This is a genomic window from Actinacidiphila oryziradicis (genome assembly GCF_005047355.1).
Classification (GTDB): domain Bacteria; phylum Actinomycetota; class Actinomycetes; order Streptomycetales; family Streptomycetaceae; genus Actinacidiphila; species Actinacidiphila oryziradicis.
This window is the reverse complement of sequence record NZ_SUMC01000148.1, coordinates 1-14549: the sequence shown is the minus strand read 5'-3', so window position 1 is coordinate 14549 and position 14549 is coordinate 1. Positions and strand designations below refer to the sequence as shown.

Annotated in this window: 15 protein-coding genes and 2 pseudogenes; 4 read left to right on the top strand and 13 right to left on the bottom strand. The window is 69.6% G+C overall.

Annotated elements, in window-relative coordinates; genetic code table 11:
• Nucleotides 1–234 precede the first annotated feature (234 nt).
• From FCI23_RS50035 to FCI23_RS50010, 6 genes are all read right to left on the bottom strand, one after another.
• On the bottom strand, nt 235–597 hold the full coding sequence (locus tag FCI23_RS50035) for a hypothetical protein (RefSeq protein ID WP_136730633.1): 363 nt from the start codon (nt 595–597) through the stop codon (nt 235–237).
• Between the two features lie 115 nt (nt 598–712).
• A complete protein-coding gene (locus tag FCI23_RS50030) occupies nt 713–889 on the bottom strand; it encodes a WD40 repeat domain-containing protein (RefSeq protein ID WP_136730632.1) in 177 nt (58 codons plus the stop codon).
• Between the two features lie 303 nt (nt 890–1192).
• Nucleotides 1193–2209, bottom strand: a complete 1017-nt coding sequence (locus tag FCI23_RS50025; RefSeq protein ID WP_136730631.1) for an MDR family NADP-dependent oxidoreductase — start codon at nt 2207–2209, stop codon at nt 1193–1195.
• A complete protein-coding gene (locus FCI23_RS50020; protein WP_136730630.1) occupies nt 2209–2847 on the bottom strand; it encodes an MFS transporter in 639 nt (212 codons plus the stop codon). The genes FCI23_RS50025 and FCI23_RS50020 overlap by 1 nt, the downstream gene beginning before the upstream one ends.
• 57 nt (nt 2848–2904) lie before the next feature.
• Complete coding sequence (gene yczE, locus FCI23_RS50015) at nt 2905–3522, bottom strand: membrane protein YczE (RefSeq protein ID WP_246144811.1); 618 nt, start codon at nt 3520–3522, stop codon at nt 2905–2907.
• A complete protein-coding gene (locus tag FCI23_RS50010; RefSeq protein WP_169317364.1) occupies nt 3519–4070 on the bottom strand; it encodes a TetR/AcrR family transcriptional regulator in 552 nt (183 codons plus the stop codon). Before FCI23_RS50010 ends, yczE begins: the two co-directional genes overlap by 4 nt.
• 361 nt (nt 4071–4431) lie before the next feature.
• Between FCI23_RS50010 and FCI23_RS50005 the strand changes: the two genes are divergently transcribed.
• A complete protein-coding gene (locus FCI23_RS50005; RefSeq protein ID WP_246144810.1) occupies nt 4432–4737 on the top strand; it encodes a MarR family winged helix-turn-helix transcriptional regulator in 306 nt (101 codons plus the stop codon).
• A 9-nt stretch (nt 4738–4746) separates the two neighbouring features.
• On the opposite strand, the pseudogene FCI23_RS50000 reads toward FCI23_RS50005, so the two are convergent.
• The 4 genes and pseudogenes from FCI23_RS50000 to FCI23_RS61655 form a co-directional block, all read right to left on the bottom strand.
• Nucleotides 4747–5250 (bottom strand): annotated as a pseudogene (locus tag FCI23_RS50000) (WYL domain-containing protein); the annotation flags it as partial.
• Nucleotides 5156–5434, bottom strand: coding sequence for a reverse transcriptase N-terminal domain-containing protein (locus tag FCI23_RS49995; protein WP_136730628.1), 279 nt, complete (start codon nt 5432–5434; stop codon nt 5156–5158). The gene FCI23_RS49995 and the pseudogene FCI23_RS50000, both read right to left, overlap by 95 nt.
• Before the next feature lie 208 nt (nt 5435–5642).
• The gene (locus FCI23_RS49990; RefSeq protein ID WP_136730627.1) at nt 5643–6833 is read right to left on the bottom strand and encodes an acyl-CoA dehydrogenase family protein; all 1191 of its coding nucleotides are present in this window, start codon (nt 6831–6833) and stop codon (nt 5643–5645) included.
• A pseudogene (locus FCI23_RS61655) lies at nt 6830–7069 on the bottom strand (acetyl-CoA carboxylase biotin carboxyl carrier protein subunit); the annotation flags it as partial. The pseudogene FCI23_RS61655 and the gene FCI23_RS49990, both read right to left, overlap by 4 nt.
• Nucleotides 7070–7217: 148 nt before the next feature.
• Here FCI23_RS61655 and FCI23_RS61650 point away from each other — a divergent pair.
• Nucleotides 7218–8021: an IS701 family transposase gene (locus tag FCI23_RS61650; RefSeq protein WP_246144809.1), complete on the top strand. Its 804-nt coding sequence runs from the start codon at nt 7218–7220 to the stop codon at nt 8019–8021.
• Here FCI23_RS61650 and FCI23_RS49975 read toward each other — a convergent pair.
• Together FCI23_RS49975 and FCI23_RS49970 are read right to left on the bottom strand one after the other, a co-directional pair.
• Nucleotides 8002–8634: a maleylpyruvate isomerase family mycothiol-dependent enzyme gene (locus tag FCI23_RS49975; RefSeq protein WP_136730624.1), complete on the bottom strand. Its 633-nt coding sequence runs from the start codon at nt 8632–8634 to the stop codon at nt 8002–8004. The two genes, FCI23_RS61650 and FCI23_RS49975, sit on opposite strands and share 20 nt — an antisense overlap.
• 153 nt (nt 8635–8787) lie before the next feature.
• Nucleotides 8788–8985 carry a hypothetical protein gene (locus tag FCI23_RS49970; protein ID WP_136730623.1) on the bottom strand — a complete coding sequence of 66 codons (198 nt, stop codon included), beginning with the start codon at nt 8983–8985 and terminating at the stop codon, nt 8788–8790.
• A gap of 428 nt (nt 8986–9413) precedes the next feature.
• On the opposite strand from FCI23_RS49970, the gene FCI23_RS49965 reads away from it, so the two are divergent.
• Nucleotides 9414–12077, top strand: a complete 2664-nt coding sequence (locus tag FCI23_RS49965; RefSeq protein ID WP_136730622.1) for an arabinofuranosidase catalytic domain-containing protein — start codon at nt 9414–9416, stop codon at nt 12075–12077.
• A gap of 142 nt (nt 12078–12219) precedes the next feature.
• On the opposite strand, the gene FCI23_RS49960 is transcribed toward FCI23_RS49965, so the two are convergent.
• A complete protein-coding gene (locus FCI23_RS49960) occupies nt 12220–13308 on the bottom strand; it encodes an alcohol dehydrogenase catalytic domain-containing protein (protein ID WP_211265826.1) in 1089 nt (362 codons plus the stop codon).
• A 101-nt stretch (nt 13309–13409) separates the two neighbouring features.
• Between FCI23_RS49960 and FCI23_RS49955 the strand changes: the two genes are divergently transcribed.
• Nucleotides 13410–14303, top strand: coding sequence for a LysR family transcriptional regulator (locus FCI23_RS49955; protein WP_136730621.1), 894 nt, complete (start codon nt 13410–13412; stop codon nt 14301–14303).
• Nucleotides 14304–14549: the final 246 nt, after the last annotated feature.

Below are 14549 nucleotides of genomic sequence, written 5' to 3'. Positions count from 1 at the left end.
CCGCCGTCCCGGAAAGGAGTAGACCCGCACCGCCCTCGGCACGTGGAAGTCGACGCTGACCCGCGACGACACGCGGGCAAATCGCCAACACCACCCAAAGGACGAACCGGGCCGAATCACCAACCCCCAGCCGATCACCCCAAGCCGGCGCGCGCACGTGAATGATCGAGGTCGGCATAGCTGGTCGGCTCGGTAGGTGGTCTCCGTGAGGCTTTCGAGTCGCTCACCTGCGAATTAGCGACGGCCTCCACCACCGCGAGCGACAATGAGCTGACCTGGGTCTTCACCAAGGCTTTCGAGGATCTCAAGAGCCAAGTCCGAGCAACCGCTGACGCTCTCTCGCTCCAGTTCCTGGTACAGCAGAGGAATTCCGGGGCGTGCCGCATCCTGGCACTCGACCTCCAAATCAGGTCGGCCACCGTCGACCTCGCTCTGAGCGGACTCTCCGGAGACCAAGATCAGCAGCAGGTAAATCAGCCTCCACCGGGCGGGCCACGACAGATCCCGCTGCCCTAGGGCAGCCACGATCACCGACGTGACCGGCACCGCCGCCTCGAACAACATCGACTGCGTCTCGATGTCGTTGGTGAGGCCCACCCCTGCGGCGTCGTCCTCGGTCCGGGCTGCCACCAGTGCCGCGAAGCTGCCCGGGACATGACGGGCGCCTCTGGGACAGCCGCGGCGGATGGTTGACCAATCATGGCGTGCGGCTTCACGCTCCCATTTCGGTCGACGACAGCCAGACCCGTACCGACCTGTCAATTCCACCTGTCACAAGCTGCGTGCCGTCAGCACTGAACGCAATCGCCTGTACGGACTCGGTGTGTCCGCGCAGCTCAACGTTCTTGGCCTCCTCCGAGCGCGACAGCAGCAGGAGCAGTCCGAGCATGCCATGATCACGTGGAACTGCAAAGAGCCTGATCAGAAGCTACGCGCCAGTTTTGGCACCCTACAGGCAGTCTCGGGAGTCGACGGCCGTACATCTAGCGCAGATAGATCGAGGTCGAACGCTGCCCGTGCCATCACGTATGCCGGGTGAACGCTGGTCTCCTGCTCGCATGCGGGCGTGCGCGTGGTCACCACGGGCATCCCTCGGGCCCGCGCGCGGTTGGACGCGTCGGCAGGGGCCCACCGCGAACCATGCGTGGATCGCCGGGATACGGCAAGGCCGCCCTGCCGCCTCCGGCCCCTGTCACCCGGGAGCGATCCGCACGAGCATCTTGCCGATGTTCTCCCCGCGCAGCACCCCGAGGAACGCGTCCACCACCTGGTCAAAGCCCTCCACGACGGTTTCGTCGGTGCTGATCCTCCCGGCCTGGATGTGCGGGATCAGCCACTCCTCAGCCTCGGGCCGCAGATGCATGTGATGGCGCACCTGGTAGCCGCGCAGATGGATGCTGCGGTCGGAGACCGCGTAGAGGTTGCGCGGGGCGGGCGGGGGGTCGGCCGGGTTGTTGTACTGGGAGATGGCGCCGACCCACGCGATGCGGCCGAATTCGCGGGTCACGCCGATTGCGGCTTCGAGGTGGTCGCCGCCGACCCCTTCCAGAGCGGCATCGATACCCTCGGGGGCGGCCTTGGCGAGCAGCTCGGCCACGGGCCCGTCGTGGTAGTCGAAGGCCGCGTGGAAGCCCAGCCGCCGGATGGTGTGTTCGACCTTGGCGGGCGAGCCGGTGCTGCCGATGACGCGTGCCGCCCCGAGCAGCCGGGCGATCTGGCCGGCAGTGCCGCCCACCGCACCGGCGGCCGAGGAGATGTAGACGGTCTCGCCGGGCTGGAGGTCCAGGATGGTGCGCACCCCGACGTATGCGGTCAGGCCGGTGCCGCCGAGCACCGAGAGGTAGGCCGAGAGGGGGACACCCTCCGGCGGGTTGATGACACGCCTGCCCGGGCCGGGTTCGAGCAGCGCATGGGTGCTCCAGCCCTCGCCGTGGGTGACCAGGTCGCCGACCGCGAAGCCGGGGGTGCGGGAGGCGACGACGCGGCCGATCGCACGGCCGAAGGGAAGGGGCTGGTGGAGCTCCCACTCCTCGTCCATCAGCTCCCGCATGTAGGGGTCCACCGACAGGTAGATGTTCTCGACGAGGGCGGCGCCGGGGCCCGGCTCCGGCAGTGGACGCTCGACGTACGCGAAGTGCTCGGCGGTGGGGAAGCCTTCGGGCCGGGCCACCTGGTGGACGTGCCGCACGGTCTGCTGCTGGGTTGGCATCACGCGTTCTCCTCGTTCTCGACGGTCTCGGCGGTCTGCGGGCCGGACGGCCAGCGCATCATGGTGGGCAGGAACAGCATGGTCACCAGCAGGAAGAGCACGCCGCCGACCACCCAAGGGGCCCGCAGGCCGTACGAGTCGGCGACGAAGCCGCCGGCGAGGGCACCGAGCTGGAGCGCTCCGAAGCAGATCATCCGGCTGCTGGTGGAGACCCGTCCCCGCAGCTCGTCGGGTACGAGCCGCTGGCTGACCGACTGCGCCATGACGTTCCACAGTGACAGCCCGGCGGACCAGACGCAGAACAGGGGCACCATGATGGCGGGCCGGCTGCCGATCGCCCCGACGGCCACCAGGCTCAGCGCGCCGCCCACCGAGACGGCGATGGCGACCGCACGGGCGCCGAACCGCTCCACGACCCGGCGGCTGGCCAGGGCGCCGATGATGCCGCCGATCGCCATCGTGGCCACGAGGATCCCGTAGCCGCTGTTGCCGACATGCAGTACTTCCTTGGCGAAGAGCACCAGCAGTGGCTCCGCCATGTAGAGACAGAAGTTGCTGGCGGCGGCGAGCACCACGATCGCGCGCAGCACCGGGTGACGGGCGATCAGCCGCAGGCCGCCGGTTGCCTCGGACAGCATGCCCCGCAGCCCCTGGGCGGCGGGCGGGGTCGATGACCAGCAGCCGGGTGCCCTCGGTCATGGCAGCCCGGCGGTTTCCCGGGCCAGGGGAAGGGTGAGTCTGGGCAGCACATAGCCGACCAGGGGGCCGATCACGGCCATGAACAACACGGTGCCGGGGCCGATGGTGCCGCCGAGCATCCAGCCTCCCGCGAGTACCAAGGCTTCCACGGCAGTGCGGCCGAGGAAAAGGGGGACGCCCAGACGCGCCAGGCCCGTCATCAACCCGTCTCTGGGGCCCGGACCCCAACCCACCCCGAGGTAAAGGCCCGTTGCCAGCGCGATGCCCGGCACGCCCACAAGCAGGAACAGCACGCGCACCTCTAGGGAGTGCGGTGTGGGAAGGGCCCACAGTGCCAGGTCCAGAGTCGGCCCGACGAGCAGCGCATTGGCGACGGTGCCGACACCGGGGCGTTGCCGCAGCGGAACCCACAGGGCGCACACGACGACCGAGACCATGAGCAGGACCTCGCCCGGACTCAGCCCCGTCTTGCGGGCGATCCCCTGGGTGAAGACGGTCCACGGGTCGGCTCCCAGGCCAGCTTTGAGCAGCAGGGCCATGCAGGTTCCGTAGAACGCGAGGCCGGCGCACAGACGCGTGCTGCGGGCGAGGAAGTGGTCGGTGGGGTGTCTCATGTCGCAGGTACGGAGGCGGCGATCAAGGCGGCAGCTGCATGTGTCGCTTCAGTGATCGCCCGCGGGGCCGCGCCCGGGCCGTACACCACGACACGGCCGGCGACACCGTCGATGAGCAGGAGGAGCTGCGAAGCGAGGCTCTGTGCGGATTCGCATCCGGCCTCGACGCACAGGCGGCTCAGGAAGGTGAGCAGCCAGGTCTTCTCCTCCTGGGCCACGGTGCGGATCGTGTCGCCGGCGTCCGGGGCTTCGACTGCGGCGTTGAGGAACGCGCAGCCGCGCTTTCCCCGTGCGGCGTATCGGTCCTCGAGCCACGAGAACACTGCCAGTGGGCGCCGGCGAGGGTCCTCTTCACGTCCCACCCAGGACTCCAGCTCCGCCATGAGGGCAGCGTGGCGGTGGCGCAGCCCTGCGGCGACGACGGCGAACTTCGTCGGGAAGTGGGCGTAGAGCGTCGGCTTCGATACCCCCGCTGCCTCGGCGACAGCATCCACGCTGGTGGAGCCGATGCCGTTCTCGTAGAAGACGGTGTCTGCCGCTGCAGTCAACAGTTCTTTGACATTCCTCCGACCACTCATGATCTTAACTTACCAGTAAGTTAAATTGTTGGCCAGTCCCGCCCAGATCAGGAATGGCGTGAGAGCGTGGTGACCAATCGAGTGGCGTTCGAGTAGCCCGGGCGCGGGTTATGTGGTCGTGTCCCACCACGTGCAACACCGTACTGGCGAAGTCCCCGTCTTCCGCGTTCGCCTCCATGGCCTCACGCGTGACGGAGGTGTTCCACTGCCTGATCGCGGCCTCGTTCGTCCAAGTGGATGTCATCCGCGTGAGCTTAGGGGAGGGGGAGGAAACGACCGAAACCAACGGATCGCTGCCCGGACCAAGGCCAGGGACCAACTGCATGCCGCGTTGCGAGAAGCAATCGGCGGCCTGGCCCGGGTCTGCGACAGCACCCAGCCCCGCCTGTCGAAGGTGATGGACCGCTTCGAAGCCCGCGACTGGGTCGCCCGCCGACCCGACCCCAGCGACGGTCGATATACCCTCGCCGCCCTGACCGACGCCGGCCGGCAGAAGCTCGTCGAGAGCGCACCGGAACACGTCGCGCAGGTGAAGCGGCTCGTGTTCGATCCGCTCAGCGCCGCTCAGCGCCGCCACCTCGAGGCCGCACTCACCCGCATCGCCGCTACCGTGCGCCGGGAACTCGAAGGAGGCTGAGCGCCGTCTTCAGGCGGGGTCTTCCGTCAGCTCTGCGACGCCAGTGATGCGGTGCATGGGGAAGGTGCGGACCTCGCCGGCGGTGTGGCCGTGCGCCGTGACGAAACCGCGCTCCACCCGGACCGGGGCGATGACACGCTGGCTGGCGATGCCCTCGGCGCCGCCGTAGCCGATCCACAGCGCGCCGTCGGCGAGGGCAGCCGTCTGGAGCAGGGTGAGGGTCTCGCGGTGGCGGCCCGGTCGCCGGCCCGCACTGCCTGTACGGCGGCGGCGAGCAGGGCGCCGTCCGGGGTCGGCGGGCCCTCGGGGACACGCTCCGGCGGGGCCGGTGGGCGGTCGCCCGGGTGACGAGGACGGCGCTGTCGGGGGCCTCGGCCGCAGGGGAGTAGCCCATCTCGCGGAGCCGGGCAGTAGTCCCTCAGACGGTGTGGTGGAGGTCAGGACGGTGGGAGCGAGGCGGCGCAGACGGAGGTCGGCGGAGCAGCGGTCGGCGAGGATCTCGGCGAGGAGGGCCTGGAGATGACCGCCGAACCAAATTAGCGACCCTCTTCGAGTCGCCCGCTCGTTCTGCCGCGAAGATCCGTTGCCGAAGACGCCGTACGTCCCGTTCAACTGAGTACCAGTTCACCCGGTCCCAATCCAACGAACCGCCGTCAGGTCCGTTCACCACAGCACCCGGCTCCGCGGCCCGAACCATCTCAGCCCCTGCCGCCTTATCGCGCACTATCGCGTCTAACGTTCCTTTCCGTTCCCACGTTCAGCCTCAGTGATACTTTGCAGGCCCACCAAGTCCACGTCAGCGCCCTTTCGAGCCGGGCCACCAGGACCCGTATCCAAAGCCAGCAGCGGGAAGCGGGCGGAGGGAAGTGGGCCGCGGGCAAGTGGAGGCGCCAACAGCCGTCCGGTCAGTAGGACCTGGGCAGGCCCAGCGTGTGGTGCGAGACGAAGTTGAGGATCATCTCGCGGCTGATCGGGGCTATTCGGCTCACGCGGGACGCGGCGAGCAGCGAGGCGAGACCGTATTCGGTGGTGAGGCCGTTCCCGCCGAGGGTGTGCACCGCCTGGTCGACGGCCTTGGCCCCGGCTTCCGCCGCCGCGTACTTGGCCATGTTCGCCGCCTCGCCGGCGCCCAGGTCGTCGCCCGCGTCGTACAGATAGGCGGCCTTCTGCATCATCAACCGGGCGAGTTCCAGCTCGATATGGGCCTGCGCCAGTGGGTGCGCGATGGCCTGGTGGGCGCCGATCGGGGCGCTCCACACCTGGCGGGTGCGCGCGTACTCGACAGCCCTGCCGAGCGCGTAGCGGCCCATGCCGATGGAGAAGGCGGCGGTCATGACGCGCTCCGGGTTGAGCCCGGCGAACAGTTGCAGCAGCCCCGCGTCCTCGTCGCCCACCAGCGCTTCGGCGGGCAGTGCCACATCGTCCAGGAAGAGCTGGAACTGCCTCTCCGGCGTGCCCAGTTCCATCTCGATCTGCCGGTACTCGAAGCCCGGCGTCTCCCGTGCCACGATGAACAGGCACGGCTTGAGCTTGCCGGTGCGGGCGTCCTCGGTCCGGCCGACGATCAGCGTGGCGTCCGCGATGTCCACACCGGAGATGAAGACCTTGCGGCCGGTGAGCAGCCAGCCGCCGGTCGCCGGGTCGCGGCGCGCGGTGGTGGTGATCCGGTGCGAGTTGGAGCCGGCGTCGGGTTCGGTGATGCCGAAGGCCATCTTCAGCGAGCCGTCGGCCAGCCCCGGCAGCCAGCGTTGCTTCTGCGCCTCGCTGCCGAACCGGGCGATCACTGTGCCGCAGATCGCGGGGGAGACCACCATCAGCAGCAGCGGACAGCCGGCGGCCGCCAACTCCTCAAGCACGATGGAGAGTTCGGCGAGGCCGGCGCCACCGCCGCCGTACTCCTCGGGCAGGTTCACCCCGAGGTAGCCGAGCCGGCCGGCCTCCTGCCACAGCTCGTCGGTCTCTTGGCCCGCGCGGACGGTCGCCATGAAGTAGTCACGACCGTAGCGGCGCCCGAGATCGCCGACGGCGCCGCGCAGCGCCCGCCGTTCCTCGCTTTCGAGCAACCTGCTGTCGAAGGTGTCCTTGACAGTGCTCATGGTCCTGGTTCCTCCTTGACGACGGCTAGTACGGTGCCGAGTTCGACCTGTCGGCCGACCTCGGCGGTGAGCTCCGTGAGCGTCCCGGTGACGGGGGCGGTGATCACGTGCTCCATCTTCATCGCTTCAAGCCATAGAAGCGGCTGCCCGGCCCGGACCTGGTCGCCCGGGAAGAATTCACCTATACGGATGACAGTGCCGGGCATCGGCGCACGCAGCGAACCCTCTCGACTTTGTAGCGGATCACGATCTTGAAGTGGGGTCGTTTGGTCCCGTTCGGGTGACCTGGTCCTGATCGGCGGACAGGGGTACTGAACGTGAAGAACCATCAGCGGTGTTGACCAACTTCCTCGAAGCGAGGGGTTGCCGCTGATGGTTCCGGGGATGACGCCACCGGCGTCGCTTCTGCTTGTCCTCCAAGTCACTCGTCCGTGTTTCACGAAGCACTCGTTCGAGACGTTCTGCCAGCTGGCGACCGGGATGGTCGCGCAGACCGGGCGGCGCACGGTCACCGGCATGCTCACCGGGGCGGGACTGGCGCGGGTATGGCCACACCGCCGGGCACACGCCTTCTTCTCCGAAGCATCGTGGGATCCCGACCAGTTGGGTCTGCGGTTGGCCCGCGCGGTCGTCGAGGCTCTGCTGCCCGCCAACGCCCCGGTCCTGCTGGTCATCGACGACACCCTTGTCCACCGAGCGGGCAAGAAGGTCTTCGGGGCGCTGTGGGCGCATGACGGATCCGGACGGGGCAAGGACAAGACAGGATTCGGCAACACGTGGGTCATCTGCGCGCTCGCGGTCCGCCTGCCGTTCCTCACCAAGCCGATCGCGTTGCCGGTCGCCGCCAGACTGTGGCGCGGCAAGGCCACCGCCTCGCGCACCGATCTCGCGCTGGAGATGATCCACGACCTGGCCCAGATCTTCCCCGACCGCCCTCTGCACGTGGCCGGGGACGCCGCCTACCACGGCAAGGCCCTGCGCGATCTGCCCGTGACCTGCACCTTCACCACCCGGCTGCCCGCACCCTCGGTCCTGTTCGCCCTGGCCCCGCCCAGGACCGGCAAACGCGGGCGCCCCGCGCTCAAGGGCACGCGCCTGGGCACGCCCGCCCAGCTCGCAGCCACCGCCCCCAGCCCCCGCGCCGCATGGCCCGCCGGCGCCCGCGCCTTCACCCTGACCCCGCGATAACTCCCGCCCCCTCACCTGCCAATTCCGCACCATAGGCCGACCGTCCTGCCATCGCCATGATCAGGGCGAGCGTACCGCCGCTGACAAGCGCGCCGTCCTGCGCGCCGCCGGAAAACGGCCCGTCGGTCGCAGACAGACGCAGCCCTCGCGTCCGTCGCTCGCTCGGCACCGTCATGTTGGAGCGGTGGAAGTACTCGGCGACGTACGTCAGCGTCGCGATCGGGTAGTCGCGCTGGATCCGCAACGGGCGGCGGATGTCCTCGCCGTGCACGATCACCTCGCCCAACATCGCGACGACAGGAATCGGCGCCTTGGCCGTGCTGGTGACCGAGCGGCGAAACCGTTCGAGCGTCTCGCCGTGGTCAGTCCCGAGCTGCTGGGCGAGCCGGTACGCGACCATTGCGTCGAAATCGAACCGACACCGGATCACGCCCGCCATCCAGCGCACCGGCCCCAGATTCGCCCCCGACGTCAGATGCGCGACGACCTCGCGGACCGTGAATTCGGTGCACAGCGATCCGGCGTCCCACTGCGCATGGTTCAGCCCCGCCAGATCCTCCGCCAGCGCCGCTCTCTCCGCATGCACCATTCCCCATAGCTCCGACTCACCCATGGCCGTCCCTTCTGCCCTTCTTCATCTGCTGACCAGCCCGACTCGATTGCCCTCCAGGTCCTGCGCCACTGCGATCCAGCTCATCGGGGCGTCGACCGGACCCAGCACCTGCACGGCGCTTGGAGAGAGGATGACGGGTTGCACGGCGGCGACTCAGGCCACGTCGCGGTGGCGCTCGGCGTACGCGAAGGCCAGGAACTCCTCCAGCTCCTCGTCCGACTCGAAGGTGTCGGCAGCGAGGTCGTCCAGGGAGCGGATCGGCTGGGTGTTCTTGGCCGCGAGCAGCTCCTCGACCGACAGACGGGGCCTGATCGGCGGGTAGACGGGGTGGTCCGCGTCGGGTGCGCTCATCGGAACCTCCACCGGGGGTGCGCTGCGGGCTGACAGATGTCACCATACGGGGCCCGGCCCTCGTGGACACCGGGCTTTCACTCGGCCGGACCGCTGCCCGAACGGGCGTGCACCGCCGCGCTCGGGGGTTGGCGGGATGTTGGGCCGGTGTCCTGTCCGTGCTGCGGTCGGGCATGATCAGGGGTCCGTACGCTGGCCGGCAACTCGGTCAGGCTTCCGGCGTGCCGCCGACGCTGCCACGCCGGACCCAACCCCCGCACCACAAAGGACTTACCGGCCTTCCGGAACGCGAAACTCCTGCTGATCACCGTCCCTCAAACCGAGCCGCACCCATCGGCGCTTCACTGCCATGGTGCGGCCGGGGGAGCGGCAGCCGGTCTACGCGTTTCGGACGCGCCGCGGCGGCCACCTCGACACTTCCCTGCGATATGTTCGCCGGCGGCGGCCAGAGCTGCGTGGCCTCCTACAGCACGGTCCGCGCCCTGTCGGCCACCTACAGCGGCTCGCTCTACCAGGTCACCCGGCAATCCGACGGGACCTCTACCAACATCGGGCTGCTCAGCACCGGCGGGTACGCCAACGCAGCGACTCAGGACAGCTTCTGTACCAACACGGTCTGCACGATCACGCGGATCTACGACCAGTCGGGCAACCACAGCGACCTGACCCTCGGCCCCGCGGGCAGCTCCGGCTCGGCCAACATCGCGGCGCGCGAGGACGCGCTGCCGGTGACCGTCAACGGGCACGCGGTCTACGGCGTGCGGATCACCGCGAAGGTCGGGTACCGCTACGTGCCCTCCACCGCGAACACCCCGGCGCCCGGGATGGCGGTCAACGGGCAAGCGGAGTCGATGTACGAGGTCGCCAGCGGCACCGACGCCACCGACCACTGCTGCTCCGACTTCGGCAACATGGAGACCAGCGCGACCGACACCGGCAACGGGCACATGGACGCCCTGATCATCTCCACCTGGTGCGGGGTCTCGCCGTGCACCGGCAACGGCCCCTGGGTCCAGGCCGACCTGGAGAACGGCGTCTTCGCGGGCAACGGCTCCAGCGCCAACGCGTCCAACGTCAGCGAGAACTCCAAGTTCATCACGGCCGTCCTACGCAACAACGGCCAGAGCCAGTTCGCACTCGACGGCGGCGACGCCACACAATCCACGTTGACCTCGCTGTACTCGGGCGCCCTGCCCAGCGGGTACGCGCCGATGCACCAGGAAGGCGGCATCGGGCTCGGGGTGGGCGGCGACCAGAGCGACATGGCGCCCGGCGCGTTCTTCGAAGGCGCCATCACCTCCGGCTACGCCTCCAACTCCACCATCGCCTCCGTCCAGTCGAACATCGCCTCCGCGGTGTACTCGGGCACCAGCGGCGGCGGCCCGGGCGTCCCGGTCACCGGGCCGGGCGGCACCTGCCTGGACGTGAGCGGCAACGACAGCGGCGGCAACGGGACCGCGGTCGACATCTGGAGCTGCCAGCACGACGCCGTCGACCAGGACTGGCAGTACCTGCGCACCGCCCCCGACCAGGGCCTGCCATCCGGGCTGGCGATACCCTCCTGGCAGTACCCCGAGGAACTGGTGACCATGGGGCGCTGCCTGGACATCAACGGGAACGGCACGGCCAGCGGCACCAAGGTCGAGCTGTGGGACTGCAACGGCGTCGGCGGCCAGCAATGGGTGCCGCAGAGCAACGGCACGCTCCTGAACCCGCAGTCCGGACTGTGCCTCACCAGTCCCGGCGGCAGCACCGCCAACGGCACGGTCCTCGACATCGAGGCCTGCACTGGCGCCGCGAGCCAGCGATTCGTCATCGCATCCGGATGGCTGATGCAGGGCCAGACGATCTCCGCCCCGGCGGGCAAGTGCGTGGGCAGCAGCGCCGGCGCGGCCGCCGTCGCCGGCACGGCCGTCGCCATCGCCGCCTGCGCCCGCCAGAACGCCGACCAGTACTGGTGGCAGAACGGCGACGAGTCGGTCACCACCCTCAACATGTGCCTCGACATCGACGGCAACGCCACCGCGGCGGGCACGAAGGTCGAACTGTGGACCTGCAACGGGGCCGGCGGCCAGAAGTGGGTGCAGCAGACCGACGGCACGCTCCTCAACCCGCAGTCCGGGCTCTGCCTCACCGACCCGGGCGGCAGCACCACCAACGGCACGGTCCTCGACATCGAGACCTGCACCGGAGCCGCGAGCCAGCAGCTCTTCGTCAACAGCGGGCACCCGATCAGCGCCCCTGGCGGCAAGTGCGTCGACGTCCCGGGCAACGACCTGTACGGCTCCATCGGCCCGCAGCTGCAGATCTGGACCTGCCAGGCGTCCGCGGTCGACCAGCACTGGACCTACAACACCTCGGCCCAGTCGCTCCAGACGCTCGGCAAGTGCCTGGACATCGACGGCAACAGCACCGCGTCCGGCACGCACGTCGAACTGTGGGCGTGCAACGGCGTCGGCGGCCAGAAGTGGGTGCAGCAAGCCGACGGCACGCTGGTCAATCCCCAGTCCGGGCTCTGCCTCACAGATCCGGGCGGCAACACCGCCGACGGCACGCAGCTCGACATCGAAGCCTGCGCCGGATCAGCGGCCCAGCAGTTCGGCTACCTCGCAGAGGTCGCGCTCGCACCGGGCGCGGAGGTCTCCTTCCGGGCCACCACCGCGTGCTGCACCGACGCCTTCATCCGGCACCAGAGCGGGGTAGCGATCCTCTCGCCGATCACGGCCGCCAACACGGCCCTCGACAAGCAGGACGCGACCTGGATCGTACGGGCCGGGCTCGCCAACAGCTCCTGCCGCTCGTTCGAGTCGAAGGACTACCCGAACGGCTACCTGCGCCAGACCAGCGGCGCCGTCTACCAGCAGCAGAACGACGGCACCGCGCAGTTCGCCTCGGACGCCACCTTCTGCCCCTCCCCGGGCAAGAACGGGCAAGGCGAATCGCTGTCCTGGAACGCGACCCCGGCCGACTACCTGCGGCACTACAGCGGCCACCTGTACGTCGCCAGCAACGGCGGCTCGGACGCACGGGACACCACGACGTCGTGGACCGACGACGTCAGCTGGATGCCGGTCCCTGCCTGGGCGCCGTAACCGGCGCGCGGCAGGCGGCGCACCGCAACCTGGACTGCTTCCTCCCGGACCGATCCATCCCAGTATCAAGCTGTCCAGATCAACGGGGAAACTTCATCTCGGCGATACCCCTCGTGCGAGTGGTGGGGATCAGTGGGCCTTGTCAGCCAGCCCATGGGGTGAGGCTGGTGCGGTCGAACGGGCCACCGTGCGCGGCGGCGTACGCGATGGCGTCGTTGACGGCCTCGAGGCCGAACGACCGGACTCGTTCGGGAGCGAGATCCAGAGTGCCCGAGGCGAGGAGCCGGATGATGCCGACATTGGCTGTGCGCGGGTACATCCACTGCCCGCGCACGGTGATCGAGTTGCGCATGATCCATGGGTACGGGAGTGCGAGGTCGTCGCCACCGAGCATGCCGACGCCGCCCATGAGGACGACGCGGCCGTACTCGCGCACGGTCATGGCCGCCGCGCGCGACGCCGAGCTGGGTGCGCTCGGCGGGAGCAAGTCGATCACCATGTCGATCGGACCGTCGGCCGCCGCGGACATCGCCGCGCGGTCGGTGGCCTCGTCTCCGGTCAGCGGGACCGGGCGCAGCCGCGGACCGAACCGGTCGGCGAGGAGGTCGAGCGCGGCCTGGTTGCGGCCCGGGGCGACCACGCGGCCCGCTCCCATCGCGAGCGCAACCGCGACCGCGCTGCTGCCGAGATTGCCGGTGGCCCCGCTGACGAGCAGCGTCTCGCCGGCTGCGAGCCCGCCTGCCAGCAGCCCGCCGTAGGAGATGGCGTGCACGGTGAGTGCGGCCCAGCGGGCCGGATCGTCCCCTGCCACGGTGGGCAGCGGGAAGACGTTCTCCGTCGGGACCCGCATGAGCTCGGCGAACGAACCGTCGTGCAGGTACCGGGCGAGCCGCGCGCCGCCCTCGCCGCGCGAGCTCCAGCCCTGGAGCGTGATGTCGGGCGTCAGGGCGTCGTCCCGCGAGCGCACCGTCGAGTCGCACCACACCAGGTCGCCGACGCGCAGCCGGGTGGCGTCCGGGCCGAGGTGGATGATCCGCCCCACGCCGCCGACACCGGGCACGACAGGAGGGACAAGGGGGTAGTTCCGCTTGCCGCCGAAGACTTCGGCCGCGTAGGGCGCCACGCTGGCGGCGAGGACCTCGACCACCACCTCACCGCCCCCGGCCTCGGGGTCGGGCACCTCCCGCACCGTGAGCGGGGCGCCGAACTGCGTCAGAACTGCTGCTCGCACGTGATGACCTCCGTGTTCGTCCGTGCTCGTGGGATCGACACTAGGAGCTGCACGAGCATGCGGGAAGCGATGATCTAGCATTTGTGGTATGCGTATGCCGCATGGACATCTCCAGCGCGGGACTGCGGGTCCTGCGGCAGATCGCTGAGTCCGGCAGCTTCACCGCGGCAGCTGCCCGACTCGGCTACACGCAGTCGGCCGTCTCACGCCAGGCCGCCGCCCTCGAACGCAGCGTCGACGCCACCCTGTTCGAACGCCGCCCAGACGGGGTACGGCTCACTCCTTCCGGCTTGACCCTGCTGCGGCACGCCCACACAGTCCTGGCCTCGCTCGCAGCGGCCGAGCGTGAGCTCACTGGCACCGCCCCGCGGACCGAACTGGTGCGGCTCGGGGTAGTCCCGAGCGCGGGCGCGGCGATCCTGCCCGCCGCACTCGCACACCTCGCGGCGGCCGACCCGCAGATCACGGTCACCACCAGCGAGGGCACCACGCCCACCCTGATCCGGGCGCTGCGCGCGGGCTCGCTCGACCTCGCCGTGCTGACGTCCCGCCCACCCCACCGGCCCTTCGACGGCGACTCGCCGCGCCTGCACGTCGAGACCGTCGCGGACACCGAACTGGTCGTGGCGGTGCCCTCGACCGGAGAGTTCGCCGGACGCACCACGGTGCACGTCGACGAGCTGGTCGACGCCGCGTGGATCGCCACCCCGTCATCGAGCTCCGAGCCGCTGCTCGGCGTCTGGCCCGGCCTGCCCGGACGGCCGCGCGTCATCCACTCCGCGCGTGACTGGCTGACGAAGCTCCAGCTGGTCGCCGGCGGCTTCGGCGTGACGACGGTACCGTCCAGGCTCTCACCGGTGCTGCCGCCCGGGGTGAGCCTGCTGCGCGTCGACAGCGCACCCCCCGAGATCCGCCGGGTGCTCGTGGCACGCCTCCCCGGCCACCCCGCCCCGGCGATCACGACCATCACCCGAGCGATCACTTCGACCGCCTGAACCTGTGGGACTCTGTCGCCCGATTCGCGGTGAGGGCCGATTCCATCAGTTTCACCAGCACGTTCACCGTCAGCCGCTGGTCGGTTCCGGCAGGTCGGCCGAATCGGGCGACAGAGTCCTGTGGGTGCCGATAATTGCATCCACGCAGTTCAAGCGGCGTGTGCGTACTCATGGAGGATGCCGCCGAGTCGATCACGCCGGTGGACGTCGAGGCGGTCGAGTCGGTCCGGCTCGGTGATCGGTTCG